21 protein-coding genes are annotated in these 23,197 nt (G+C 74.8%); 13 read left to right on the forward strand and 8 right to left on the reverse strand.

The features are described from left to right. The first annotated feature begins 129 nt into the window (after positions 1 to 129). The 4 genes from ACGFNF_RS00845 to ACGFNF_RS00860 all read left to right on the forward strand — a co-directional run bounded on the left by ACGFNF_RS00845 (position 130) and on the right by ACGFNF_RS00860 (position 4,696). A complete protein-coding gene (locus ACGFNF_RS00845; RefSeq protein ID WP_393164903.1) occupies positions 130 to 1,314 on the forward strand; it encodes a sensor histidine kinase in 1,185 nt (394 codons plus the stop codon). After that, positions 1,311 to 1,982 carry a response regulator gene (locus ACGFNF_RS00850; RefSeq protein WP_393164905.1) on the forward strand — a complete coding sequence of 224 codons (672 nt, stop codon included), beginning with the start codon at positions 1,311 to 1,313 and terminating at the stop codon, positions 1,980 to 1,982. The genes ACGFNF_RS00845 and ACGFNF_RS00850 overlap by 4 nt, the downstream gene beginning before the upstream one ends. Before the next feature lie 262 nt (positions 1,983 to 2,244). Beyond that, the gene (locus ACGFNF_RS00855; RefSeq protein ID WP_357579098.1) at positions 2,245 to 3,096 is read left to right on the forward strand and encodes a DUF308 domain-containing protein; all 852 of its coding nucleotides are present in this window, start codon (positions 2,245 to 2,247) and stop codon (positions 3,094 to 3,096) included. A 181-nt stretch (positions 3,097 to 3,277) separates the two neighbouring features. After that, positions 3,278 to 4,696, forward strand: coding sequence for a trehalose-6-phosphate synthase (locus ACGFNF_RS00860; RefSeq protein WP_393164907.1), 1,419 nt, complete (start codon positions 3,278 to 3,280; stop codon positions 4,694 to 4,696). Positions 4,697 to 4,763: 67 nt separating this feature from the next. Here the strand turns inward: ACGFNF_RS00860 and ACGFNF_RS00865 are convergent, their stop codons facing one another. The 6 genes from ACGFNF_RS00865 to ACGFNF_RS00890 form a co-directional block, all read right to left on the reverse strand. Further along, positions 4,764 to 5,567: an alpha/beta hydrolase gene (locus ACGFNF_RS00865; protein ID WP_393165319.1), complete on the reverse strand. Its 804-nt coding sequence runs from the start codon at positions 5,565 to 5,567 to the stop codon at positions 4,764 to 4,766. A gap of 129 nt (positions 5,568 to 5,696) precedes the next feature. Continuing rightward, on the reverse strand, positions 5,697 to 7,106 hold the full coding sequence (locus tag ACGFNF_RS00870) for a flavin-containing monooxygenase (RefSeq protein ID WP_393164909.1): 1,410 nt from the start codon (positions 7,104 to 7,106) through the stop codon (positions 5,697 to 5,699). A 91-nt stretch (positions 7,107 to 7,197) separates the two neighbouring features. Further along, positions 7,198 to 7,905, reverse strand: a complete 708-nt coding sequence (locus ACGFNF_RS00875; RefSeq protein ID WP_357579095.1) for an endonuclease/exonuclease/phosphatase family protein — start codon at positions 7,903 to 7,905, stop codon at positions 7,198 to 7,200. Between the two features lie 10 nt (positions 7,906 to 7,915). Continuing rightward, the gene (locus tag ACGFNF_RS00880) at positions 7,916 to 8,863 is read right to left on the reverse strand and encodes an ROK family glucokinase (RefSeq protein WP_357579094.1); all 948 of its coding nucleotides are present in this window, start codon (positions 8,861 to 8,863) and stop codon (positions 7,916 to 7,918) included. A 76-nt stretch (positions 8,864 to 8,939) separates the two neighbouring features. Continuing rightward, positions 8,940 to 9,584 (reverse strand): hypothetical protein, encoded by a 645-nt coding sequence (locus ACGFNF_RS00885; protein WP_393164912.1) that lies wholly within the window; start codon positions 9,582 to 9,584, stop codon positions 8,940 to 8,942. 31 nt (positions 9,585 to 9,615) lie between these two features. After that, a complete protein-coding gene (locus tag ACGFNF_RS00890) occupies positions 9,616 to 10,071 on the reverse strand; it encodes an SRPBCC family protein (RefSeq protein ID WP_357579092.1) in 456 nt (151 codons plus the stop codon). 195 nt (positions 10,072 to 10,266) lie between these two features. On the opposite strand from ACGFNF_RS00890, the gene ACGFNF_RS00895 reads away from it, so the two are divergent. The 5 genes from ACGFNF_RS00895 (at position 10,267) to ACGFNF_RS00915 (ending at position 17,228) form a co-directional block, all read left to right on the forward strand. Continuing rightward, a complete protein-coding gene (locus tag ACGFNF_RS00895; RefSeq protein ID WP_357579091.1) occupies positions 10,267 to 12,069 on the forward strand; it encodes an AMP-dependent synthetase/ligase in 1,803 nt (600 codons plus the stop codon). A gap of 14 nt (positions 12,070 to 12,083) precedes the next feature. Then, entirely contained in the window at positions 12,084 to 13,778 is a 1,695-nt protein-coding gene (locus ACGFNF_RS00900; protein WP_393164914.1) for a GAF domain-containing sensor histidine kinase, read from the forward strand. A 7-nt stretch (positions 13,779 to 13,785) separates the two neighbouring features. Continuing rightward, positions 13,786 to 14,454 carry a response regulator transcription factor gene (locus ACGFNF_RS00905; RefSeq protein WP_007072219.1) on the forward strand — a complete coding sequence of 223 codons (669 nt, stop codon included), beginning with the start codon at positions 13,786 to 13,788 and terminating at the stop codon, positions 14,452 to 14,454. 193 nt (positions 14,455 to 14,647) lie between these two features. Next, on the forward strand, positions 14,648 to 15,457 hold the full coding sequence (locus ACGFNF_RS00910) for an SAM-dependent methyltransferase (protein WP_311411559.1): 810 nt from the start codon (positions 14,648 to 14,650) through the stop codon (positions 15,455 to 15,457). 115 nt (positions 15,458 to 15,572) lie between these two features. Then, complete coding sequence (locus ACGFNF_RS00915; protein ID WP_357579106.1) at positions 15,573 to 17,228, forward strand: bifunctional diguanylate cyclase/phosphodiesterase; 1,656 nt, start codon at positions 15,573 to 15,575, stop codon at positions 17,226 to 17,228. Positions 17,229 to 17,241: 13 nt separating this feature from the next. Here ACGFNF_RS00915 and ACGFNF_RS00920 read toward each other — a convergent pair whose 3' ends face one another. Next, positions 17,242 to 18,366, reverse strand: a complete 1,125-nt coding sequence (locus ACGFNF_RS00920; protein WP_132236171.1) for a glycosyltransferase family 4 protein — start codon at positions 18,364 to 18,366, stop codon at positions 17,242 to 17,244. Then, positions 18,363 to 19,622, reverse strand: a complete 1,260-nt coding sequence (locus ACGFNF_RS00925) for a M48 family metallopeptidase (protein WP_357579089.1) — start codon at positions 19,620 to 19,622, stop codon at positions 18,363 to 18,365. The genes ACGFNF_RS00920 and ACGFNF_RS00925 overlap by 4 nt, the downstream gene beginning before the upstream one ends. A gap of 236 nt (positions 19,623 to 19,858) precedes the next feature. Between ACGFNF_RS00925 and ACGFNF_RS00930 the strand changes: the two genes are divergently transcribed. From ACGFNF_RS00930 to ACGFNF_RS00945, 4 genes are all read left to right on the forward strand, one after another. Continuing rightward, positions 19,859 to 20,374, forward strand: a complete 516-nt coding sequence (locus ACGFNF_RS00930) for a hypothetical protein (RefSeq protein WP_357579088.1) — start codon at positions 19,859 to 19,861, stop codon at positions 20,372 to 20,374. 77 nt (positions 20,375 to 20,451) lie between these two features. Then, complete coding sequence (locus ACGFNF_RS00935; protein ID WP_151454483.1) at positions 20,452 to 21,297, forward strand: DUF4097 family beta strand repeat-containing protein; 846 nt, start codon at positions 20,452 to 20,454, stop codon at positions 21,295 to 21,297. Positions 21,298 to 21,380: 83 nt separating this feature from the next. Continuing rightward, complete coding sequence (locus ACGFNF_RS00940; RefSeq protein WP_393164917.1) at positions 21,381 to 22,337, forward strand: ATP-binding cassette domain-containing protein; 957 nt, start codon at positions 21,381 to 21,383, stop codon at positions 22,335 to 22,337. Then, positions 22,334 to 23,125 (forward strand): ABC transporter permease, encoded by a 792-nt coding sequence (locus tag ACGFNF_RS00945; RefSeq protein WP_393164919.1) that lies wholly within the window; start codon positions 22,334 to 22,336, stop codon positions 23,123 to 23,125. The genes ACGFNF_RS00940 and ACGFNF_RS00945 overlap by 4 nt, the downstream gene beginning before the upstream one ends. The last annotated feature ends 72 nt before the right edge of the window (positions 23,126 to 23,197 follow it).

Below are 23,197 nucleotides of genomic sequence, written 5' to 3' on the forward strand. Positions count from 1 at the left end.
GCGTGCCGGTGGGCGGGCGGTGTCGCCTGTCGACGTATCCCCGCCCGTCCCGGGATACGGCGGGCGGCGACGGTCGGTCGGGACACCCGTCGGCTCCGCGCGAAGGCCGGCGGCACCTACGCTCGTGGTGTGTGGGTGGCCGGGGTGCGGCGGGGAGCGGGCAGGCTGGTCCGGCTGCCCCGGGCCGCCGTGCTGGACCTGCTCATCGGCGTCGCCGTGTCGGCCGTCGTGGCGGCGGCGATCACCGCGAACCTGGGCGGCGACCGGGGCCGCGACGTCCCCGCCTACCTGTTCGCCGTCGGGCTCGGCGCGCTCGTGCTCCTGCGCCGCCGCGCGCCGACCACCGTGCTGGTGGTCAGCGCCGCCGGACTGGTCGCCTACTACGTGGCCGGCTACCCGCCGGTCGGGCTGGCCCTCCCCCTCGCCGCGGCGCTCTACTCGGCGGCCGAGGCCGGGCAGCTGCGCTGGGCGGTGCTCGTGGGGCTCGGCCTGCTCGTCGTCTCCACCGCGTTCCGCACGGCGGACGGCGCGAGCGTCGCGTACCTCATCGGCTTCGAGCTGGCCTCCAGCGTCGCCATCATGGCCGCCGCGGTCGCCCTCGGCGACGGGGTCCGGTCCCGGCGGCTGCGGCGCCGGGAGCAACGGTGGCGGCTGCGGCAGCTGGAACGCGACCACGCCCGGGAGGCGGCGCGCCGCGTCGAGGAGGAACGGCTCCGGATCGCCCGGGACCTGCACGACGTCATCGCCCACCACATCTCCGTCATCTCGCTGCACGCCGGCGTGGCCGACGAGGCCCTCGACGACGACCCGGCGGCCGCCCGGGCCGCACTGGGGCACGTCCGCTCGGCCACCACCCAGGTCGCCCGGGAACTGCGCACCACCCTCGGTCTCCTGCGCGACCCGGCCGCGGCCGAACCCCGGCAACCGGTGGCGGGGCTGGCCGGGCTGGACGCCCTGGCCGCCGGCGCGCGGGCCACCGGGCTGCGGATCGCCGTCCACCGGCAGGGCGAGCTGACCGGGCTGCCCGCCGCGGTCGACTCGACCGCCCACCGGCTGATCCAGGAGGCGCTGACCAACACCCTGCGCCACGCCGGCGCGCGCACCGTCGAGATCGACGTCGTCCGCGGCGCCGACACCCTCGCCGTCGCCGTCCGCGACGACGGCCGTGGGCGGCACGAGGACACCCCGCGCGGGTACGGGCTCGGCGGCATGCGGGAGCGCACCGCCCTGCTCGGGGGCACCGTCACCGCCGGCAACCGACCCGGCGGCGGCTTCGAGGTACGCGCCGAACTACCCCTGGGAGGGACCACGTGATCCGGGTGGGACTCGTCGACGACCAGCACCTGGTCCGCGCGGGGCTGCGTGTGCTGCTGAACCGGGCGCCGGACATCGAGGTCGTCGGCGAGGCGGGCGACGGCGACGCGGCGTACCGGCTGGCGGTCACCGAGCGGCCGGACGTCCTGCTGATGGACGTCCGGATGCCGGGCACGGACGGCATCGAGGCCACCCGCCGGATCGTCGCCGACGAGCGGCTGACCGGCGTACGGGTCGTCGTGCTCACCACGTTCGACACCGACGAGTACGTCTTCGAGGCGATCCGGGCCGGCGCGTCCGGCTTCCTGCTCAAGGACACCGGCCCCGACGAGCTGCGGGGGGCGGTGCGCATCGTCCGGGCCGGGGAGGCCCTGCTCTCCCCCGCGGTGACGCGGCGGGTCATGACGGCGGTACGCGCCGGGGGGCGGGAGCCGGACCCGGCCCGGCTGGCGGCGCTGACCGCCCGGGAACGCGAAGTGCTTGCCGAGGTGGCCGCCGGCCGGTCGAACGACGAGATCGGCGCGGTCCTGCACATCAGCCCGGCGACGGCGCGCACGTACGTGAGCCGGCTGCTGGCCAAGCTGCACGCCCGGGACCGGTCGCAGCTCGTCGTGGCGGCGTACGAGAGCGGTCTGGTGCGGCCGGGATCACCGCCCGGCCCGGGCTGACCGGCGGACGGCGCGCTCGCCGGCACCGGCGGCCCCTCGGGCGGCACGGCGCCGCAGGCGGGCTCCGTTGAAAAACATTCAGCAAGAACGGACATAAATCCCCGGTCGCGACCTGCGACAGGGCCTCTGACTTCGTACGCCGCGCCACAAGGCACTCCCGGAACCGGGTCCTGACGTGTCACGATTCAAGGCACGGCGTGCGGGTCGGCGCCGACGGGGCTCAGGCGGCCGCGCCGCGGGCGCGTGATGAGGAGGATGTCCGGTGTCAGCGGGTGGGGCCCGCCGGGGACGGCGGGACAACGGGCTCGACGCGAGCGAGTACGCCATCGCCGGCGACGTGGATCCGCGCGTCGGTGAGCACCTGCTCGACGTCCTGGCCGCCGGTGGGATCGCCGCCTACCTCCAGCCCTCGGCCGACCTGAACCCGGTCACCCGCACCACCACCGTGCCCGCCCGCCCCGTCGACCGGCTCTACGTCGACCGCTCGCACCTGAGGACCGCGCGGGACTACCTGACCCAGCTCGCGGACGAGACGGCCCCCGAGAAGCCCCGCGACGACGAGCCGGACATCGAGGCCGAGTGGGCCCGTATCGTCGCCGGCTTCCACACCACCGCCCCCCGCGGTGGCGACAACCCGTGGCCCGCCGCCGAGGACGTGGACGACCCGCCCGGGCCCGCCGCCGGCCCGGTGACCCTCGGCACGCCCGACGAGCCCGCCGGGCCGACCGCCACCGACGTGCGACGGTTGCCGTACGCGGCCGACATCTCGGGCGTCTCCCTGTCCCGGGGCCGCCACGACGAGCCGTCGCTGCTCGACGGGCTGGACACCTTCGGCGCGGACCTGCCCGACGACGAGTCGGAGGACGAGCGCTACACCCCGCCGCCGCCTCCGCCCCTGCCGCGCTTCTCGAAGTACACGGTGGTCGGGGTGCTGGCCATCGTGGTCGGCTTCGTGCTCTTCCTGTTCCCGTCGCTCTTCCCGGTGGCCGATCCGTCGGTGGTCAACCTGTTCGGGTTCACCGGCATCCTGGCCGGCTTCGTCTCGCTGATCTGGCGGCTGCGCCCCGGTGGCGACGACGACGAGCGCGACCCGGACGACGGCGCGGTGGTCTGACGGCGACCCGTCCGGCCGGCACTCCTGCCCGCATCCCGGGACGACGGACGCCCCGAGCCCGGCGCGCAACACTGGTGTAACTTACTGTCAGTAGGAATACCGCTGTCCGTCACATCCCTCGCTGACTGCCCGGTTGTTCCTCCGCTGCGGCGGTCACTCCCTGCTGATCGGAATGCCCGAGATGCGACAGAGTTCCCTCGTGGTGGTGGCCAACCGCCTGCCCATCGACGACAGTGTGGCGCCCGACGGTGCCTGCGAATGGCGCCGCAGTCCCGGCGGCCTGGTCAGCGCCCTCCATCCCCTCCTGCGACACACCCCGGCGACGTGGGTGGGGTGGGCCGGCGGCACCGGCCCGGCGCCCGCGCTGCCCGACGTGGACGGCGTCCGCATGCACACCGTTGCACTGTCCGCCGACGACCTGCGCGACCACTACGAGGGCTTCGCCAACGCCACCCTCTGGCCGCTCTACCACGACTCGGTGGAGCAACCGGAGTACCACCGCAGCTGGTGGGAGGCGTACCAGCGGGTCAACCAGCGGTTCGCCGAGGCCACGGCCGACGTGGCCGAGCCCGGCGCGGTCGTCTGGGTGCAGGACTACCACCTTCAACTGGTGCCGGGCCTGCTCCGGGAGCTGCGGCCGGACCTGCGGATCGGCTTCTTCCTGCACGTGCCGTTCCCACCGCCCGAGCTGTTCATGCAGCTCCCGCGCCGGGCCGAGTTGCTGCGCGGGATGCTCGGCGCCGACCTGATCGGCTTCCAGCGCTCCCAGGCCGCGCACAACTTCGCCCAACTGGTGGCGAAGGTGCTGGACGTCCCCGCCACCGACCGGCGGATCACCGTGGACGACCGGGTGGTCCGGATCGGCGCCTTCCCCGTCTCCATCGACACCGCCGAGATGGCCGCGCTGGCCGCCCGGCCCGACGTGGCCGATCGGGCCGCCCGGCTGCGCCATGACCTCGGCAGTCCCGAGCAGGTGATCCTCAGCGTCGACCGGATGGACTACACCAAGGGCATCGAGCAGCGGCTCAAGGCGTACAGCGAGCTGATCGCCCACGGGCACGTCAAGGTACGCGACACCGTGCTCGTGCAGGTGGCGGTGCCCAGCCGGGAACGGGTCGGGCAGTACCAGATCCTCCGCGAACGGGTGGAACGCGAGGTCGGGCGGATCAACGGCGAGTTCGGCCGGGTCGGCGAGCCGGCGATCCACTACCTGACCCAGCCGTTCGACCGCGCCGAACTGGCCGCGCTCTACCGCGTCGCCGACGTGATGGCGGTGACCCCGCTGCGCGACGGGATGAACCTCGTCGCCAAGGAGTACGTGGCCGCCCGGGTCGACGACACGGGCGCGCTGCTGCTCAGCGAGTTCGCCGGCGCCGCCGCCGAACTGCCGCAGGCGTACCTGGTCAACCCGCACGACCTGGAGGGGCTCAAGCAGGGGCTGCTCGCGGCGCTGCGGGCGGGCCCGGACGACCTCGGCGCGCGGATGCGGGCCATGCGGGCGCACCTGCACCGGCACGACATCCGGGCGTGGGCCCGCTCCTACCTCTCCGCCCTCGACGACAGCGGCTCGCTGCTGACCCGGCTGGGCGCCGCCGGCTGAGGCGACCGGCCTAGGGCGTCAGCGTCGGCCGGTCGGCCGCGGGGCTGTCGCCGGTCGGCCCGGGCGGTCAGGGCCGGCCGGTCGGCGCGGGGTCCTTCTCCAGCCAGTCCAGGATCGCGTCGACCGGCTCCCGCCACCGGGCGTCGAGCATCATGTCGTGCCCCATGCCGGGGAAGAGCAGCGGGGCGGAGCCGTACCGCCGGGCCGCCCGGGTCAGCGCCGCCGACGGCACGACCCGGTCGTCGGGGCTGCCCAGCACCAGCACCGGCGGGTCGCCCACTGCCGGCTCGGCGGCCCGCCCGGTCAGCAGCTGCCACTGGGCGCGCCGGCCGGCCCGCCCCAGCCTGCCCGCGTAGCCCCGGGCCTCCGCCTCGGGCAGCTCCCGACTGAACAGCTGCCGGCGGTGCAGCCGCAGCGGCCCGCCGAACACCGCCGGCAGCGTGCCGACCGGGTTGCGGCGCAGCGCCGCCCCGAACGTCGCCCAGCCGCCGAACACCGGCGCGACCAGCACCGCCGCCCGGGCCGGGTAGCGGGCCAGCGCGTGGGCCACCACGAGCGCCCCGGCGCCGTGCCCCACCAGCACCGCCTGGCGCGGCAGGCCCGCCGCCACCTGGGTCACGTCGTGGGCGTACGCCCGCAGCGTCGCCTCCGGCGCCGGCCCGCTGTCGCCGTGCCCGCGCAGGCTCAGCGCGTACGCCGGGAAGCCCCGGGACGCGGCGTGGCCGAGCCAGTGCTCGGCGAACGCCCAGGCGCCGTGCCCGAAGCCTGGTACGAAGAGCAGCGGCGGACGTCCCTGTTCCACCTCGGGGGTCGCGCCGAGCACCTCACGCCGGACCGGGCGGACCGGGCGGGCCCACTCCCGCCCGCGCATGATCCGCACCTGACTCACTGTTCCGGCCTTTCGTTCGCGACTGCGGGGCTCGCAAGCTCACTCCTCGCGCTCACCGGTCCGGCCTTTCGTTCGCGACTGCGGGGCTCCGCTGCGCTGCACTCCTCGCACTCACCGGGAAGCCTCCAGGTCGTGCAGCGCGCGTTGGACCGCGCGCAGGTAGTCGGCGTGGCCCACCTCGAACCAGTGCCGGCTGCTGTCCTTGACCGGCCCGGCGTAGCGCTCCCCCGCCTTCGCCGACACCCGGGCGGCGAAGGCCGCCGCCCGGTCGGGACGGGTCACGCGCAGCCGCAGCAGCCGGGCGAAGAGCACCGACTGCCAGTGCGACAGGGGGAAGATGCCCGAGTCCGGCTGCACCAGCCCGGCCACGGCCAGCGTGGGGCGACCGGGGACGAAGGCGTTCAGCCAGAGCTTCGGGCGGCCCTCCCCCGCGTCGTCGCCGAGCACCTTCGGGTCGAGGAACTCGAAGCGCGGCAGGTACCCGGTGGCGAAGACGACCAGGTCCGGGTCGATCTCCCGGCCGTCGGAGAGCTCGACGGCGTACGGGTGGAAGCGGACGACGTCCGGCACCGGCGCGATCGCGCCGTGGCCCACGTAGTAGACGAGCTGGCTGTTGGCGATCGGGTGCGTCTCGTAGACCCGGTGGTCCGGCTTCGGCAGGCCGAACCGGGTCAGGTCGCCGACGGTCAGCCGCAGCGTCCAGTGGTAGAGCCACTGCCGCACCCGCAGCGGCACGCGCAGTGCCAGCAGCGCGTCGTTGACCTGGTCGGCGGGGCGGCCGAGGACGTACTTCGGGGCGTACCAGTAGCCCCGGCGGGTCGAGTGCCAGCAGCGCGACGCCTGCTGGGCGGCCTCGACGGCGATGTCGCAGCCGGTGTTGCCGGCGCCCACCACCAGCACCCGCTTGCCGCGCAGTTGCGCCGGGTCCTTGTAGGACGAGGCGTGCATGACCTCGCCCCGGAACTCCTCCAGCCCCTCGTAGCGGGGCAGCTTCGGCGACCAGTTGTGGCCGTTGGCGATCACCACGGCCGCGTAGCGGGAGGTGCGTTCCGGGCCGTAGCCGCCGGTGCTGCGGGTGGTCACGTCCCAGCGGTCACCGGCCACGGGCTCCACCCGGACGACCTCGGTGCCGAACCAGATGTGCCCGCGCAGGTCGAAGTGGTCGGCGTACCGCTCGAAGTACGACAGCAGCCGGCTGTGGTGCGGGTAGTCCGGCCAGTCGTCCGGCATCGGGAAGTCGGGGAACTGGGTGAAGGGCCGCGACGAGATCAGGTGCGTGCTCGCGTACACCGGGCTGCGGTCGTGCCGCCAGTTCCAGGCGCCGCCGACGCCGGTCTCCCGCTCGTAGCAGTCGACGCCGAAGCCGTGTTCCTTCAGGTTCTTGATCGCCGTCAGACCGCTGGCCCCCGCGCCGACGACGCAGACGGTGTCGCCCCGGTCGGAGACCGGCCGGCCGTCGCGGGTCAGGGCGAGAGTGCTCGCCTCCGGGTCGGGCCGGCCGTGGTCGGTGGAGGTGGACACCGGGATCTCCTTTTGTGCGGCACGAGTGCCGGGTCGCGCAGCATCCTCTCCACAACGGAGCGGGTTGTCCAGCCCCGGCCGCGACGGACGGTCAGTCGGCGGCCGGCAGCAGCAGGTCGACCAGGACCGGGAAGTGGTCGCTGGCGCGGCGGGTCTGCGGGGTGTCCACCACGTCGTAGTCGACCACCGTGATCCGCGGATCGACGAAGAGGGCGTCGATGCGCCGCCGGGGGTCCGCGCAGGAGTAGGTGACCCGGTCGGCCCGGTCCATCGCCACGGCGGCGTCGGCCAGCCCGCTCGCCACGGTGGCCCAGGCCGGCCCGTCCGGCCCCTCGTTCAGGTCGGCCGCGGCGACCACCGGGCTGGTGGCCGCGTCCAGCTCGCGCTTGAACAGCGCGGCCTGTGCGGGCCGCTCGGCCGGGTCGGTGGACAGGTGCGACCCGGCCAGGGTGAACCGGGCCGCGCCGGCGACCACGCACTCGGCGTACGCGGCGCCGCGCAGGTGCCGGCCGGGGGTGAGCGGGAAGCGCTGGCAGCGCTCGGCCACCACCCGCACCCGCAGGCTGGTCAGCAGCAGGTTGCCGAGCGCGGGCAGCCCGCCGGCGGCCACCACCAGGCCGAAGGACTCCGCCAGCGCCGCCGACTTCTGCCGCCACCGGAACCGGCGCGGCCCCTCCTGCACGATCACCACGTCCGGCCTGGCGTCGCGGACGACCGCCGCCAGCGCGGCCGTGTCGTCGCGCTGGCTGTGGATGTTGTACGACACGACGCGCAGCGGCACGCCCGGACTCTGCGTCACGGTCACCGCCTCAGATCCGGCGGGCCAGGTCGGCGGCGCCGATGACGCCTGCGGTGTTGCCCAGCTCGGCCGGGCGGATCTCGGCGACGGGGAGGCGGCTGCGCTGGGCGAGCGCGTCGGCGAACGACCTGCGGGTCGGGCCGAGCAGCAGGTCCCCGGCCTCGATCACCCCGCCGCCGACGACGAGCACCTGCGGGTCGAGGATCTGCGCCATGTCGGCGAGGCTGGTGCCGAGCCACCGGCCGACCTGCGCGAACGCCTCGGTGGAGACCGGGTCGCCGGCCTGCGCGGCGGCGGTGACCATGGGCCCGGTGACCGCCTCGGCCTCGCCGCCGGCCAGTTCCAGCAGGCCGGTGGCGCGGTGCGGCTCCTGCCGGGCGGCGGCGCGGGCGAACCGCACCAGGGCGCTGCCGCTGGCGTACTGCTCGATGCAGCCGAGCCGGCCGCAGCCGCACTGGTGGCCGTCCGGCACCGTCAGCATGTGGCCCAGCTCGGCGGCGATGCCGTTGGCGCCCCGCAGCAGTTCCCCGCTGAGCACGATGCCGCCGCCGACGCCGGTGCCGATGGTGAACATGACCATCGAGTCGTCGGCCTCGCGGGCCGCGCCGTAGCGGAACTCCGCCCAGGCCGCCACGTTGCCGTCATTCTCCACGATCACCGGCAGGCCGGTGGCGGCGCTGACGTAGTCGCGCAGCGGCTCGTCCCGCCACGCCAGGTTCGGGGCGAACAGCACGGTCGAGCGGCTGGCGTCGATCCAGCCGGCCGCGCCGATGCCGACCGCCTCGATCGCGTGCCCGGAGGCCAGCTCGCGGACCAGTTCGATGATGACGTCGCGGGTCTTGGCGACGTCGTCGGCGGGGGTGTCCCGTCGGGCCTGCACGAGGACCGTGCCGGTGGCGTCCACGACACCACCGGCCACCTTCGTGCCACCGACGTCGACTCCGATGGTCAGCGTCACCGCCGCCACTCCCCTCTGCTGTGCTGCCCGCACCGGCGCCGGCGGACGACCGGCGCGTGGTCGGGATGTGCGTTGGTCAGGCCCCGTCGCCCGGAGGTTGCCCGCCCTCGTCCCCCGGTGCCCGGGACGTGGGGACCACGGGCCCGTCGGTGGACGTCCGGACGGTCCCCGGGGCGGCCTGCCCGGCGACGTCGACGGGCGGTACGGCGGCCGGGGCGGCCTCGTCCTCCGCCCGCGTGGCGGCGGACCAGACGTCCCGTTCCGGTGCCGGCTGAGAATCATGCCCGCTACGGGTGGCCTCGCGCCACACGTGGTCGTCCCCGCCTGCCGGACCCGGGGTGGCCGCCGGCCCTGCGGGGGCGTCGGCGGAGGGCTCCGGCGGGGTGAACGCGCGCAGCAGGCTGGCCACACCGGCGGCCAGGTCGCCCGCGCCGGTGGCGAGGCGCTCGGCGAACTCGGGACTCGGATCGCGCAGGGCGGCGATGCCCCGGCAGACCGGGCAGACGCAGCATTCGGTCGCGCCGGTGGCGAAACCACCCGCGGACGGTCCCGCCGACGCACCCGGGCTGCCGCTGTGACCGAGGACACTCGACACGATCCCACCGAGCGGACCCCACTGGCCGCCCTTCGAGCCGGCTGCGGCCAGCCGGGCGGCGGCCAGCGCCGTGGCGACCAGACGTTCGGCCTCTTCCCGGGCCGAACCCGGATCCGTTGCACCCATGGTCGGCTCCCCTACCCTGCCGCGGGACGCGTCACTGCGCCGCACCGGATGCTTCTACCCGGCGCTTGAGCTGCTTCAACGCGGTATCCATGATCATTTTTTCGGCCTTGCGGCGGAACATGCCGAGCATCCCGACGGAGAGCTCGACCGCCAGGGTGTAGGTCACCGTCGTGCTGCCGTCCGGGTTGCCGTCCAGGTCGTACGAGCCGCGCTGGAACTTCTGCATCTTCGAGGGCGCCACCAGGTGCCACTCGATCCGGGAGAGGTCCTCGGCGTACTCGTAGGCCAGCACGTACTCGTCGGCCAGCACGCCGGCGTCGATGGTGAACCGGACCTGGCTGGCGTAGCCGTCCTCGTACTCCTCGATCACCTCGACCCGCCGCATCGCCTCGGTCCACTCCGGGTAGCTCGGGAAGTCGCAGATGACCGCCGCCACCCGCTCCGGTGACGCGCCGACGACGATCGACTGGGTGGAGGTGTCCGCCATGCAGGGAGGCTACCCGGCACCGGCGGCGCCCACGCCGCGCCGCCCCCGGCACGCCGGATCGAGGCGTCCGGCGGGCGACCCGCGGGCAGCCTGGGCGACCTGCCTTTACGCCCCGGCCGCCGGGGCGGGTAGGTTTCGACGGAGCCGACCCGTGGTGGCGGCCCGCCCGGTCAGTGTGAGCACGAGGGAGTGCAGGTGCGCGAGTTCTCCGTCCCGCCGATCGTCACCGTCGGCGACGCGGCCAACCTCACCGACCCGGTCTGGGACAACGCCGAGGTCGCCCCGGACGCGGTCCAGTTCGTCCGCCCCACCGGCGCGGGAGGCGCCTGGGTCGACGTCACCTGCCGGCAGTTCCGCGACGAGGTCGTCGCGGCGGCCCGGGGTCTGGTCGCCGCCGGCGTCCAGCCCGGCGACCGCGTCGGCCTGATGAGCCGCACCCGCTACGAGTGGACCCTGCTGGACTACGCGATCTGGGCGGCCGGCGCGGTCACCGTGCCGATCTACGAGACCTCCAGCGCCGACCAGACCGCCTGGATCCTGTCCGACTCCGGCGCGGTGGCCTGCGTGGTGGAGAGCAGCGCGCACGCCACCCTGGTCGCCGGCGTCCAGGACCGGCTGCCCGAGCTGCGTCACGTCTGGCAGATCGACCTCGACGCCGTGGCCGAACTGGTCCGGGCCGGCGAGGCGGTCGACCCGACGGAGATCGACCGGCGGCGGGCCGCCGTCCGCGCCGACGACCTCGCCACCATCATCTACACCAGCGGCACCACCGGCCGCCCCAAGGGCTGCGTGCTGACCCACCGGAACATGTACGCCGACATCGCCAACGCCGTGCCGGTGCTGCCCAACCTGTTCCGGCCGGGCGCCTCGACCCTGCTCTTCCTCCCGCTGGCGCACGCCTTCGCCCGGCTCATCCAGATCGGCGTGGTGCAGGCGCGGGCCACGATGCGGCACTGCGCGGACACCAAGAACCTGGTCGGCGAGTTGCAGGAGTTCCGCCCCACCTTCGTGCTCTCGGTGCCCCGGGTGTTCGAGAAGGTCTACAACGGCGCCAAGCAGAAGGCCGAGGCCGACGGCAAGGGCGGGATCTTCGCCCGCGCGGAGCAGGTCGCCATCGCGTACAGCGAGGCGCTGGAGACCCCCGGCGGCCCCGGCCTGGCGCTGCGCGTGCAGCACGCGCTCTTCGACAAGCTGGTCTACCGCAAGCTGCGGGCGGCGCTCGGCGGCCGGTGCCGCGACGCCATCTCCGGCGGCGCCCCGCTCGGCGCGCGGCTCGGCCACTTCTTCCGCGGCATCGGCGTGAACGTGTGCGAGGGCTACGGCCTGACCGAGACCTCCCCCGCCGCCGCCGCGAACCTGCCCGACGCCACCCGGATCGGCTCGGTCGGCCGACCGCTGCCGGGGGTCACCATCCGGATCGACGACGACGGCGAGATCCTGATCGCCGGCGATCTGATCTTCAAGGGCTACTGGCGCAACGAGACGGCCACCGCCGAGGCGCTCAGCGCGGACGGCTGGTTCCGCACCGGCGACCTGGGCCAGCTCGACGACGACGGCTTCCTGAGCATCACCGGCCGGAAGAAGGAGATCATCGTGACGGCCGGCGGCAAGAATGTCGCCCCGGCCGTGCTGGAGGACCAGGTCCGGGCCCACCCCCTGATCAGCCAGTGCGTGGTGGTCGGCGACCGGGCGCCGTTCATCGCCGCGCTGGTCACGATCGACGAGGAGGCGCTGCCGCGCTGGCTCGCCTCGGCCGGCCTGCCCGAGGACACCCCCGTCGAGAAGCTGCGCGACCACGACGGGCTGCGCGCCGAGATCCAGGGTGCCGTCGACGCCGCGAACCAGGCGGTCTCCAAGGCCGAGGCGATCAAGGTGTTCCGGATCCTGCCGCGCGACTTCACCGAGGCGACGGGCGAGCTCACCCCGTCGCTGAAGGTCAAGCGCCAGGTGGTGCACAAGTCGTACGCGGCGGAGATCGCCGACATCTACCGGGCCTGACTACGATCCGTCACGTGCCCGCCTCGACGCCCCCCCGGCCCCAGCCGCATCCCCTCGCCGCCGCCGCGCGCGTGGTCATGCTGGCGCTCGTCGCCGTCCTGACCCTGTACGCCACGCACGACCCCGGCCAGCTCTGGTGGATCGCGCTGCTGGCGGTCGCCGGGCTGCCCGCCCTGCTGGCGCCCGAACACCGGCCCGTCGGCCCGCTCAGCCGGGTGGCCGAGGTGCTGGTGCTGGGGCTGGCCGCGAGCCAGGTCGCCGCCGTGGCCACCGTCGGCGGGGACGTCGGCGGGCTGGGCGCCTCGGCGGTGCTGCCCTACCTGGCGGTCCCCGTGACCGTCACCGCGCTGCGCCGCCGGTTCCGCGAGGGCGTCGCCCTGCTGGCCGTCGCGGCGGCCACCCTGCTGGTCGCGGGCGCCCTCACCGAGACCGACGGCCAGCGGCAGATCGGCGAACTCGGCTACCTGGTGATCTGCGCCCAGTGGCTGATCCTGGCTGGGCTCGGCCTCGCCGCCGCCAGCGGCCTGCACCGGGTCATGCAGGTCCGCAACGAGGGCAAGCCGCAGCCGTACGCCGAGGCGACCCGGCTGCTCACCCAGCTGCGTACCGTCGCCCGGCAGCTGCCCGGGGCCACCCTGGACCCGGGCGGCATCTCCGAGCACCTGCTGGAGGAGCTGCGCACCGTGGCCCGGGCGGACCGGGCGGCCGTGCTGTCGGCCAGCGGCGGCGGCCGGCTGGTGGTGCTCGCCCAGGTGGGCGTGGAGCGGGTCGACTGGGAGACGACGCTGGACGCGGACTCGGCCATCGCCGACGCGTGGGCCAGCCAGCAGCCGCACACCGCCGCCCGCTCGCAGGCCCGGTCGCACCGCGGCGGCGACGTGTCCGCCCTGATCGTGCCGCTGGTGGCCGGCGTACGCACGGTCGGGCTGGTGGTGCTGGAGGCGGACGCGGCGCAGGCGTACCCGCCCGGCGTGGTGTCCCGGGTGACCGGGCTGACCCGCCCGGCCGCGCTGCGGCTGGAGGCGGCGCTGCTCTTCGACGAGGTCCGCTCGCTGGCCACCAACGAGGAACGGCAGCGGCTGGCCCGCGAGATCCACGACGGGGTGGCGCAGGAACTGGTGATGGTCGGCTACGGCATCGACAACGCCCTGGCGTACGTCGACGAGGACCCCCAGGAGACCGCCGAGGCGCTGCGCACGCTGCGCGGCGAGGTGACCCGGGTGATCACCGAGCTGCGGCTGAGCCTCTTCGAGCTGCGCAGCGAGGTGGACCGGCACGGCGGCCTGGCCGCCGCGATCGCCGAGTACGCCCGCACGGTCGGCGCCTCCGGCGGGCTGCGGGTGCACCTGTCCCTGGACGAGTCCACCGCGCGGCTGCCCGCCGCCACCGAGGCCGAGTTGCTGCGCATCGCCCAGGAGGCGGTCACCAACGCGCGCAAGCACGCGGGCGCGTCGAATCTCTGGGTCACCTGCGAGGTCGACCCCCCGTACGCGCAAATCGAAGTGTCGGATGACGGTCAGGGGATCGCTGACCAGCGGTCCGACGGACACTACGGTCTTGCGATCATGGCCGAGAGGGCGGAACGTATCCGGGGCCGGTTGGAGATCAGGCCGCGGCAACCGAGCGGCACGACCGTGGCGGTGGTGCTCGGCTCCTCGCCCCGGCGCGATAACGTGCGCGGTAGCGCAGCGGCAGTAGAAGGGGAGTAACCCGAGGATGACCACAAGTCCGACACCGGCCACCCGTACCAAGGTCCTCCTTGTCGACGATCACGACCTGATCCGCAAGGGCCTGCGGCACGCGTTCGAGCGCGACCGGCAGTTCGAGGTCGTCGGGGAGGCCGCCACGGCGGCGGAAGGGGTGCGCCAGGCGGGTGCGCTGCAGCCGGACGTGGTGATCATGGACCTGCGGCTGCCCGACGGCAGCGGCCTGGAGGCCACCCGGGCGCTGCGCAAGTCGAGCGCCTCGATGGGCATCGTCGTGCTCACCATGTACGCCGGCGACGACCAGCTCTTCGGTGCCCTGGAGGCCGGGGCCAGCGCCTTCGTACCCAAGACCGCGCCGGCGGACGAGGTGGTCGCCGCCGCCCGGCACGCCGCCTCCTCCCCCAGCGCCTTCACCGCCGCCGACCTGGCCGAGGCGATGAAGCGCCGGCTGGCCCCGTCCGGGCCGCAGCTCTCCCCGCGCGAGGGGCAGGTGCTGCGGCTGCTCGCCGACGGGATGAGCGTGGCGGGCATCGCCAAGCAGCTCTTCGTCAGCGAGTCCACCGCCAAGACCCACATCTCGAAGCTCTACGAGAAGCTGGGCGCGGCGAACCGGGCCCAGGCGCTGATGACCGCGCTGCGGCTCGGTCTGCTCGAGGCGCCGGACGCCCCGAAGTTCTGACCCGCTCCCGCTGGAGCCCGACGACGTACCACCGACGGGTCCGCGACCGCCCACGGGCGGCGCGGACCCGTCGTCGTCGCTTCGCGCGGCGGCGTCGAAGGGTTCGCGGCGCGCTATGGTCTCCCGGGCGACAAGGCGGCAGAATACCGGCGCGGGCAACGGTTTCCCGCACGCCGACAAGAGGGGTGAACGCATGCAGCGGCCGGACTGGGCACCCGACGAGATCGACATCGAACGCCCCAGCGTGGCCCGCATGTACGACTACTACCTCGGCGGCTCGCACAACTTCGCGGTCGACCGGGCGGCGGCCCAGGCGATGGTGGCGGCGGTGCCGGAGGCACCGCTGATGGCACAGGCGAACCGGGCGTTCCTCCGCCGGGCGGTGCAGTTCCTCCTCGACGCCGGCGTCCGGCAGTTCCTGGACGTCGGCTCGGGCATCCCGACCGTCGGCAACGTGCACGAGATCGCCCAGCGCGACGCCCCCGACGCCCGGGTGGTCTACGTCGACGTGGACCCGGTGGCGGTGGCCCACAGCCGGGAGATCCTGGAGGGCAACGACCGTGCCGTGGTGGTGCAGGAGGACCTGCGCCGTCCCGAGCGCATCGTCGCCCACCCCGACGTCCGCCGGCTGCTCGACTTCGACCAGCCGATCGCCGTGATGATCGTGGCGGTGCTGCACTTCGTGCCCGACGACGACCGGCCGGCCGAGCTGCTGCGGACGCTGCGCGAGGCGCTGGCGCCGGGCAGCTACCTGGTGCTCTCGCAGGCCAGCGCCGACGGCCGCGGCGACGACGAGCGGGCCGACGCCGAACGGGTCTACCGGCGGACCGACAATCCGCTGTGGATCCGCAGCCGCGGCGAACTCACCGCCCTCTTCGACGGCTTCGAGCTGGTCGATCCCGGCGTGGTCTGGGTGCCGCAGTGGCGCCCGGATTCCCCCGACAGCGCCGAGGACGCCGAGCGGGCGGCCTTCATCGGCGGCGTCGGGCGACTCGGTGGCTGAGCCGCCCGGGGCGACCACCGTCGCCCCGACCGGCACCACCGTGCGGCACCCGTCCCGCCCGGGGACCTTCGCCCGGGCGTGGGCCAAGGCCGTCTCCGGCACCAGTTACCTGCCGATGACCCAGGCCGAGCTGGAGGCGCTGCTGCAACGCCTCACCGAGGAACTCGCGGCGGCGCTGCTGGCCGAGCCGATCGATCTGCGGGTCGGCCACCGGGTGGGCACTGAACTGGTCGCCGCCCACATCGCCTCGGCCGAGGCGCTGGGTCGTACGGTCGAGGTCGTCCAGCTCCGACTGGCCCGCGACCTCGGCCTGGTCGAGGAGGAGGTCGAGGACCGGCTGGCCCGGCTGCTGGCCGCCGTGACCACCGGTTACGCCCGCGCCATGCGGGACCGGACGCTGGACGAGCAGGAGACGATCCGCCGGGCCGCGATGACCGCCCGGGCGGAGGCCGAGCGGGCGTTGCGCAGCAGCGAGGCGCGCTTCCGCCACCAGGCCACCCACGACCCGCTGACCGACCTGCCCAACCGCACGCTGTTGACGGAGCGCCTCAGCGCGGCCATCGACTCGCCCGCCGGGGGCTCGGCGCGCCTCGGCGTCTGCTTCCTCGACCTCGACCGCTTCAAGGTGGTCAACGACTCGCACGGGCACCAGGTCGGCGACGGGCTGCTGGTGGCCGTGGCGGACCGGCTCCGCCTGGCCCTCGACGGGCACCTGGTCGCCCGGCTCGGCGGGGACGAGTTCGTCGTCCTGGTCGAGGGCACCACCGGCACCGACGACGCCGTCGCCGTCGCCGAGACCGCCCTCGCGGCGGTACGCGAGCCGGTGCTGGTGGACGGGCACGAGCTGAGCGTCTCGGCGAGCATCGGCATCGTCGAGCGGGAGGTCGCCGGCACCTCCCCCGGTGACCTGATGCGGGCGGCCGACAGCACGCTGCACTGGGCGAAGGCCGCCGGTGGCGCCCGCTGGGCGCTCTACGACGCCGACCGGGACCGCCAGGACCTGGCCCGCTACGCGCTCTCCGCGGCCATCCCCGCGGCGCTGGAGCGGGGCGAGTTCTACCTCGACTTCCAGCCGCTGACCTCGCTGCGCGACGGCCGGGTCCTCGGCATGGAGGCCCTGGTGCGCTGGCGGCACCCGGAGCTGGGCGTCCTGCGGCCCGACAGCTTCATCGGGCTGGCCGAGGAGACCGGGCTGATCGTCCCGCTCGGCGGGTGGGTGCTGGCCGAGGCGTGCCGGCAGGCCGAGAGCTGGGCCGTCGGCACCGGGCCGGCCCCGTTCGTCAGCGTCAACCTGGCGGTGCGGCAGGTACGCCGCGCCGGCCTGGTCCAGGAGGTACGCGCGCTGCTGCGGCACACCGGGCTGTCGCCGGAACGGCTCCAGTTGGAGATCACCGAGAGCACCATGATGAGCACCGCCGAGGAGCCGGTGCGGGCCCTGCGGGTGCTCGCCGACCTCGGCGTCCGGATCGCCATCGACGACTTCGGCACCGGCTACTGCAACCTGGCGTACCTGCGGGACCTGCCGGTGACCGAGCTGAAGGTGGCCGGGGAGTTCGTGGCCGGGCTGCGGGCGCCGGAGGCCCGGGCCGACGAGCGGATCCTCGCCTCGCTCGTCTCGCTGGCGCACGCGCTGGACCTGACCGTCACCGCCGAGGGCGTGGAGACCGCCGGGCAGGCGGAGCGGCTGCGGGCGATCGACTGCGACGCCGGCCAGGGCTGGCACTTCGGCCGTCCGGACTCCGCCGAGCGCGTCCTGGCCCGCCTGCGCTGAGACCGCGGCGCCGTCAGCCGGCGAGCAGGGCGGCCATCCGCTGCGCCTGCGCCTCCCAGCGCCACTCCCGCTCCACCCACGCGCGACCGGCCGCGCCGAACTGGCGGGCCAGGTCCCGGTCGGCGAGCAGCGTGGCCACCCGGTCGGCGAGCTGTGCGACGTCGCGGCCACGGACCACGAAACCCGTCTCGCCCTCGCGGACCGCGTCCGGCGCGCCACCGGAGTCGCCGGCGACCACCGGCAGGCCGGTCGCGGAGGCCTCCAGGTAGACGATCCCGAGCCCCTCGACGTCCAGGCCCCGGTTGCGGGTGCGGCACGGCATGGCGTAGACGTCGCCGGCGGCGTAGTGGGCCGGCAGCTCGGCCGACGGCACCGAGCCGGTGAAGACCACGTCCCGGTCGACGCCCGTCTGGCGGGCCAGCTTCTCCAGCGTGGCCCGGTAGGGCCCGCCGCCGACCACGAGCAGCGCGGCGTCGGGCACCCGGCGGCGGATCTCGGGCATCGCCCGGATCAGCATGTCCTGCCCCTTGCGCGGCACCAGCCGGGACACGCAGACCACCACCGGGCGGTCGGCCAGGCCGAGCCGGAGCCGGACCGGTTCGCCGTCGACCGACGGGTGGTAGGCGTCCACGTCCACCCCGGGGGCGAGCCGGTGCAGCTCGGTCACCCCGTGCAGCGCCCGTTCCAGCCGCACCCGGGTGTACTCGCCCAGGTAGGTCGTCACGTCGACGCCGCGCCCGATCCGCCGCAACGCGGCCCGGGCGGCCGGCAGCGCGGCCCAGCCGACCTCGTGCCCGTGGGTCAGCGCCACCGCCCGGCGGATGCCCGTCCGGCGGCGCAGGCCCGCGGCGAGCAGCCCGAGGGGGGCCGCCGCGCCGAACCACACCGTGTCGCAGTCGTACGCGCGCGCCAGCCGGGCGGCCCGGCGGGCCACGAGCGGCGTGGGCAGCAGCACCCGGGTGCGGTCCCGGACCACCTCGAACGGCTGGTCGGCGTCGAACTTCTCCGCGCCCCGCCACGTCGAGGCGTAGACGACCACCGACCCGGCGGGCTGGCGCACCGCGAGGTTGTGCACGAAGGACTGGATCCCGCCGGGGCGCGGCGGGAAGTCGTTGGTGATCAGCAGCGTACGGCTCATCGGCCGGCCTCCCTGGCGTGGGCGCGGGCGGCGGCCATCCGCTCGACCGTGGACGGGTGCGTGGCGGAGTAGAGGTATTCCCAGCGTGGCGGATCGGGGTCGGCGAGGTTGATGCCGGCGAGCCGCCGCTGCATCGCCTCGAAGGCGGCCGGGTCGCCGGTCAACGCGAGCGCGTGCGCGTCGGCGCGCGCCTCCACCCGCCGCGACATCAGCGCCTGCGCCGGCGCGGAGACCAGCCCGGCCACCGTCACCAGCGCCACCAGCAGGGGGAACGCGCGCGGCTGGGCGACCGAGTCGACGCCGGCCAGCCGCAGCAGCGGGCCGGCGGAGCCGAGCAGGTAGAGCGCGACCACCGCGGCGGCGGCGCCCAGCGCCCCGGTCAGCGTGCCGACCGCGACGTCCCGGTCCTTCGCGTGCCCCAGCTCGTGGGCCACCACGGCGGTCACCTCGGCCGGTGTCGCCTCGCGCAGCAGCGTGTCGTAGACCACCACCCGCCGGGTCGGCCCGAGCCCGGAGACGTACGCGTTGACCGCCCGGGTGCGGCGCGAGGCGTCGGCGACCAGCACGTCGCGCACCGGGACACCGTCCCGGGCCGCCAGCTGCGTCAGCTGGGTGCGCAGCGGGCCCTGTTCCATCGGGGTGAACCTGTTGAAGACCGGCTCCACGAGCACCGGCAGCACGAAGGAGAGCAGCACCACCAGGGTCGCCGCGCCGGCCGCACCGAACGCCCACCACCAGCGCGGCGACAGCCGGACGACGGTGTAGAAGCCGAGCAGCGCCACCGCTCCGATGACGGCGCTGACCGCGTACGACTTGAGCAGGTCGACGGTCCAGCCGCCCCAGCCGTTGGTGCTCAGTCCGTAGCGGGTGAGCACGCCCTGCCGCCAGGCGGCGAACGGGAGGGTCACCAGGTCGGCGACGAGCACCACGGCGAGCCCGCCGAGGACTGCCTGGGCGGCCCAGTGGTCGCCGAACGGGCGCCCGGCCAGCTCGACGAGCCGACTGCCCAGCGGGGTCAGGCCGAGCAGCAGGGCCACCAGCAGGCCGATCGCGATGGCGGCCCAGCCGGCGGGGCGCAGCGCGGAGCGGAACTCCCGGCTGCGGGCCACCTGCTCGGCGGGGAGGTCGCCCAGCGCGGCGAGCTGGTCGGCCCGGGGAGCCGGCGGCCGGTGCCACGGGATCAGCAGCGCCGCCGCGACGAGGAGGGCGAGGGTCAGCCCGGCGAGGGTGAGCAGCGCCCAGCCGCGCGGGGTCACCGCAGCCGTCCTGGCGCCGCGTCGTCGCGAGCAGTGCGCATCCGTACCCGCGTCATGCCGCCGCTCCCTCCGCCGTGACCGCCCATCCTATTGCCCGCCGCGCCGCCGCCCGCGCGGCCCGGCACCCGCGGCCCCGGCGGCCGATCCACCCCCACTGGCGTCACCAGTTGCCATCATGACGCCATCCGAAGTCATTACGGCTTGCCATGACGTCACCTTGATGCCATAGTGACGTCATGGACCTGACGTCGTATGTCGACAACCTCCGGCAGGAACTGGCCGGCGTCGCCGAACTCGGCGGCGACGAGGCCCGCGCACTCGCCGAGCGACTGGCGGGGACGCTCGACTCGGCGCTCCGGCTGGCGCTCCTGGACGCGCTGACCGCGGCGGCGGCCGAGATCACCCGCGACCTGGCCCCCGGGTCGGTCGAACTGCGCCTGCGTGGGCGGGAGCCGAGCTTCGTCGTGACGCCACCACCGGCCGGCCCGGAGTTGCCGGGCGAGGCCGGGGCTCCCGAGCCGGCCGTCCCGCCGGCGGCGGACGCCGAGGAGGGCGCCACCTCGCGGATCAGCTTCCGCCTCTCCGAACACCTCAAGAGCCGCATCGAGGAGGCGGCCGCCCGCGACGGCCTCTCGGTCAACGCCTGGCTGGTCCGGGCGGCCACGGCCGCCGTGGCGTCCAGCGGGGCGGGCCGGCAGCCGCAGCGACGCGCCCCGTTCAGCGGGGAGCGCTACACCGGCTGGGCCCGCTGAGCCGCCCGCCGGTCCGCCGCACGCCTCCGACCATCCGTCCCGCTCCGGGACACCCACCCGCCAGAAGGGACTGCGCCGTGCCCACATTCGACACCCCGACCCCCATCTCGGCCACCGTCGACCTCGTCGTCGGTGACGTCCAGCTCACCGCCACCGACCGCACCGACACCCACGTCGAGGTCCGCCCGAGCAACGCCGCCACCGAAGCCGACGTACGGGCCGCCGAACAGACCCGGGTGGAGTACGCCGACGGCCGGCTCGTCGTCAGGTCGCCCCGGCAGCGCGGGTTCGGGCTGTTCGGCAAGCCCGGCTCCGTCGACGTGACGATCGGGTTGCCCACCGGCTCGCACCTGCACGGCGACGCCTCCGTGGCGGCGTTCCGCGGCAGCGGCCGGCTCGGCAGCTGCCGGGTCCGGATCGCGACCGGCGACATCCAGCTGGAGCAGACCGCCGACGTCGACCTCGACACCTCCGCCGGCGGCGTCCGCGTCGGGCAGGTGGCCGGTGCGGCCCGGATCAGCACCGGATCAGGACGGATCCAGGTGCAGCAGGTCGACGGCGACGCCGTGGTCAAGAACTCCAACGGCGACAGCTGGCTCGGCACGGTCACCGGCGAGGTACGGGTGAAGGCCGCCAACGGCGAGACCACCGTGGACCGGGCGCACGGTCCGGTCACCGCCACGGCCGCCAACGGCGACATCCGCATCGGCGAGGTCTCGGCGGGCACGGTGTCGGTCCGCACCGCCACCGGCGGGCTCGACATCGGCGTCCGTTCCGGCACCGCCGCCCTGCTCGACCTGCACACCCAGCTCGGCCGCGTGGACAACCACCTCGAGGCGTACGAACCGCCCGGCGAGCCCGAGGGCGCCGTGCGGGTGACCGCCCGGACCTCCTTCGGCGACATCGTGATCCGCCGCTGCTGAACCACCGCTCCGCCCGCCCGCCCGACCGGCCCCGACGGCCGGCCCGCCCCGACCGGCCCGACGGCCGGCGTGAAGGAGAAGACATGCCACCCAGCTCGGCCCCGGCGGCCATCACGGTCACCAGCCTCCGGAAGTCCTTCGGCGATCACGTGGTGCTCGACGGGATCGACCTCGCCGTCGCCGCAGGGACGATCTTCGCCCTGCTCGGCCCCAACGGCGCCGGCAAGACCACCACCGTGCAGATCCTGTCCACCCTGATCGGCGCCGACTCCGGCGAGGCGCGGGTGGCCGGTCACGACGTCGCGCGGGAGCCCGACGCCGTACGCGCCGCGATCGGCGTGACCGGCCAGTTCTCCGCCGTCGACGGACTGCTCACCGGCGAGGAGAACCTGCGGCTCATGGCCGACCTGCACCACCTGCCCCGGGCCGAGGGACGGGAGCGCGCGCGGGGCCTGCTCAGGATGTTCGACCTGGTCGAGGCGGCCGGCAAGCCCGCCGGCAGCTACTCCGGCGGGATGCGCCGGCGACTCGACCTGGCCATGGGTCTGGTCGGCCGCCCCCGCGTCGTCTTCCTCGACGAGCCCACCACGGGGCTCGACCCGCGCAGCCGGCAGGCCATGTGGCAGATCGTCCGGGACCTGGTGGCGGACGGCGTCACCATCCTCCTCACCACCCAGTACCTGGAGGAGGCGGACCAGCTCGCCGACCGGATCGCCGTGCTCGACCACGGTCGCCTGGTGGCCGAGGGCAGCCCGGCGGAACTCAAGCGGCTCGTCCCCGGCGGGCACGTCAGCCTGCGTTTCGCCGACCGGGCCGCGTTCGACACGGCCGTCCGGGTGCTGCCCGGGCAGTCCCGCGACGCCGCCGAGCTCACCCTGCACGTGCCCGGCGACGGCGGTGTCCGGTCGCTGCGGGACCTGCTCGACCTGCTGGACCGCGAGTCGATCGCCGTGGAGTCGCTGTCCGTGCACACGCCCGATCTCGACGACGTCTTCCTGGCCCTCACCGGCCAGCCCCAGAAGGTGGGAACCCCCCGATGAGCACTGTGACGTACGCCGTCCGCGACTCCGGCACGATGCTGCGCCGCAACCTGCGCCGCTGGGTGCGCTACCCGTCGATGACGGTGCTGCTCGTCGGCATGCCCGTCATGCTGCTGCTGTTGTTCGTCTACGTCTTCGGCGGCACCCTCGGCGCCGGGCTGGGCGGCGGTGCGGGCGACCGGGGCGACTACGTCAACTACGTGACCCCGGGGATCCTGCTGATGACCGCCGGCCTGGCGGCCACCGGGACGGCGGTGTCGGTCGCGATGGACATGACCGAGGGCATCATCGCCCGCTTCCGGACCATGGCGATCGCCCGGGCGTCGGTGCTGACCGGCCACGTGCTGGCCAGCCTGGCGCAGAGCATTCTCGGCCTGGCGATGGTCACCGGGGTCGCCCTGCTGATCGGATTCCGGCCCACCACGGGCGCACTGGCCTGGCTGGCGGCCGCCGGCGTGCTGGTCATGACCGCCTTCGCCTTCGTCTGGCTCTCGGTCGCGCTGGGGCTGGTCTCCAAGAGCGTCGAGACGGCGAGCAACCTGCCCATGCCGCTGACCTACCTGCCCTTCATCGGCAGCGGGTTCGTGCCCACCGACTCGATGCCCGACGGGCTGCGGCAGTTCGCCGAATATCAGCCCTTCACCCCCATCATCGAGACCCTGCGCGGCCTGTTGACCGGCGGGCCGGTGGGGACGAACGCCGCGCTCGCGACGGCCTGGTGCGCCGCCATCGCGCTGGTCGGCTATCTCTGGTCGAAGAAGCTGTTCAACCGGGACCCGTCCCGCTGACCGTCGCTACCGACGTCCGTTCCCCGAGCCACCGGCCCGGGGGACGGGCGTCGTCGGGGCACCGGCCGTGGC

Origin of the sequence: Micromonospora sp. NPDC048868 (assembly GCF_043198195.1) — a bacterium.
In the GTDB taxonomy this organism is placed as follows: domain Bacteria; phylum Actinomycetota; class Actinomycetes; order Mycobacteriales; family Micromonosporaceae; genus Micromonospora; species Micromonospora reichwaldensis.

Excerpts from the sequence above, each read along its gene's own strand:
- ACGFNF_RS00860 (WP_393164907.1), top strand. The coding sequence starts at position 3,278 with ATGCGACAGAGTTCCCTCGTGGTGGTGGCCAACCGCCTGCCCATCGAC.
- ACGFNF_RS00865 (WP_393165319.1), bottom strand. The coding sequence starts at position 5,567 with ATGCGCGGGCGGGAGTGGGCCCGCCCGGTCCGCCCGGTCCGGCGTGAG.
- ACGFNF_RS00885 (WP_393164912.1), bottom strand. The coding sequence starts at position 9,584 with ATGGGTGCAACGGATCCGGGTTCGGCCCGGGAAGAGGCCGAACGTCTG.
- ACGFNF_RS00890 (WP_357579092.1), bottom strand. The coding sequence starts at position 10,071 with ATGGCGGACACCTCCACCCAGTCGATCGTCGTCGGCGCGTCACCGGAG.
- ACGFNF_RS00905 (WP_007072219.1), top strand. The coding sequence starts at position 13,786 with ATGACCACAAGTCCGACACCGGCCACCCGTACCAAGGTCCTCCTTGTC.
- ACGFNF_RS00910 (WP_311411559.1), top strand. The coding sequence starts at position 14,648 with ATGCAGCGGCCGGACTGGGCACCCGACGAGATCGACATCGAACGCCCC.
- ACGFNF_RS00915 (WP_357579106.1), top strand. The coding sequence starts at position 15,573 with ATGACCCAGGCCGAGCTGGAGGCGCTGCTGCAACGCCTCACCGAGGAA.
- ACGFNF_RS00920 (WP_132236171.1), bottom strand. The coding sequence starts at position 18,366 with ATGAGCCGTACGCTGCTGATCACCAACGACTTCCCGCCGCGCCCCGGC.
- ACGFNF_RS00930 (WP_357579088.1), top strand. The coding sequence starts at position 19,859 with ATGGACCTGACGTCGTATGTCGACAACCTCCGGCAGGAACTGGCCGGC.
- ACGFNF_RS00940 (WP_393164917.1), top strand. The coding sequence starts at position 21,381 with ATGCCACCCAGCTCGGCCCCGGCGGCCATCACGGTCACCAGCCTCCGG.
- ACGFNF_RS00945 (WP_393164919.1), top strand. The coding sequence starts at position 22,334 with ATGAGCACTGTGACGTACGCCGTCCGCGACTCCGGCACGATGCTGCGC.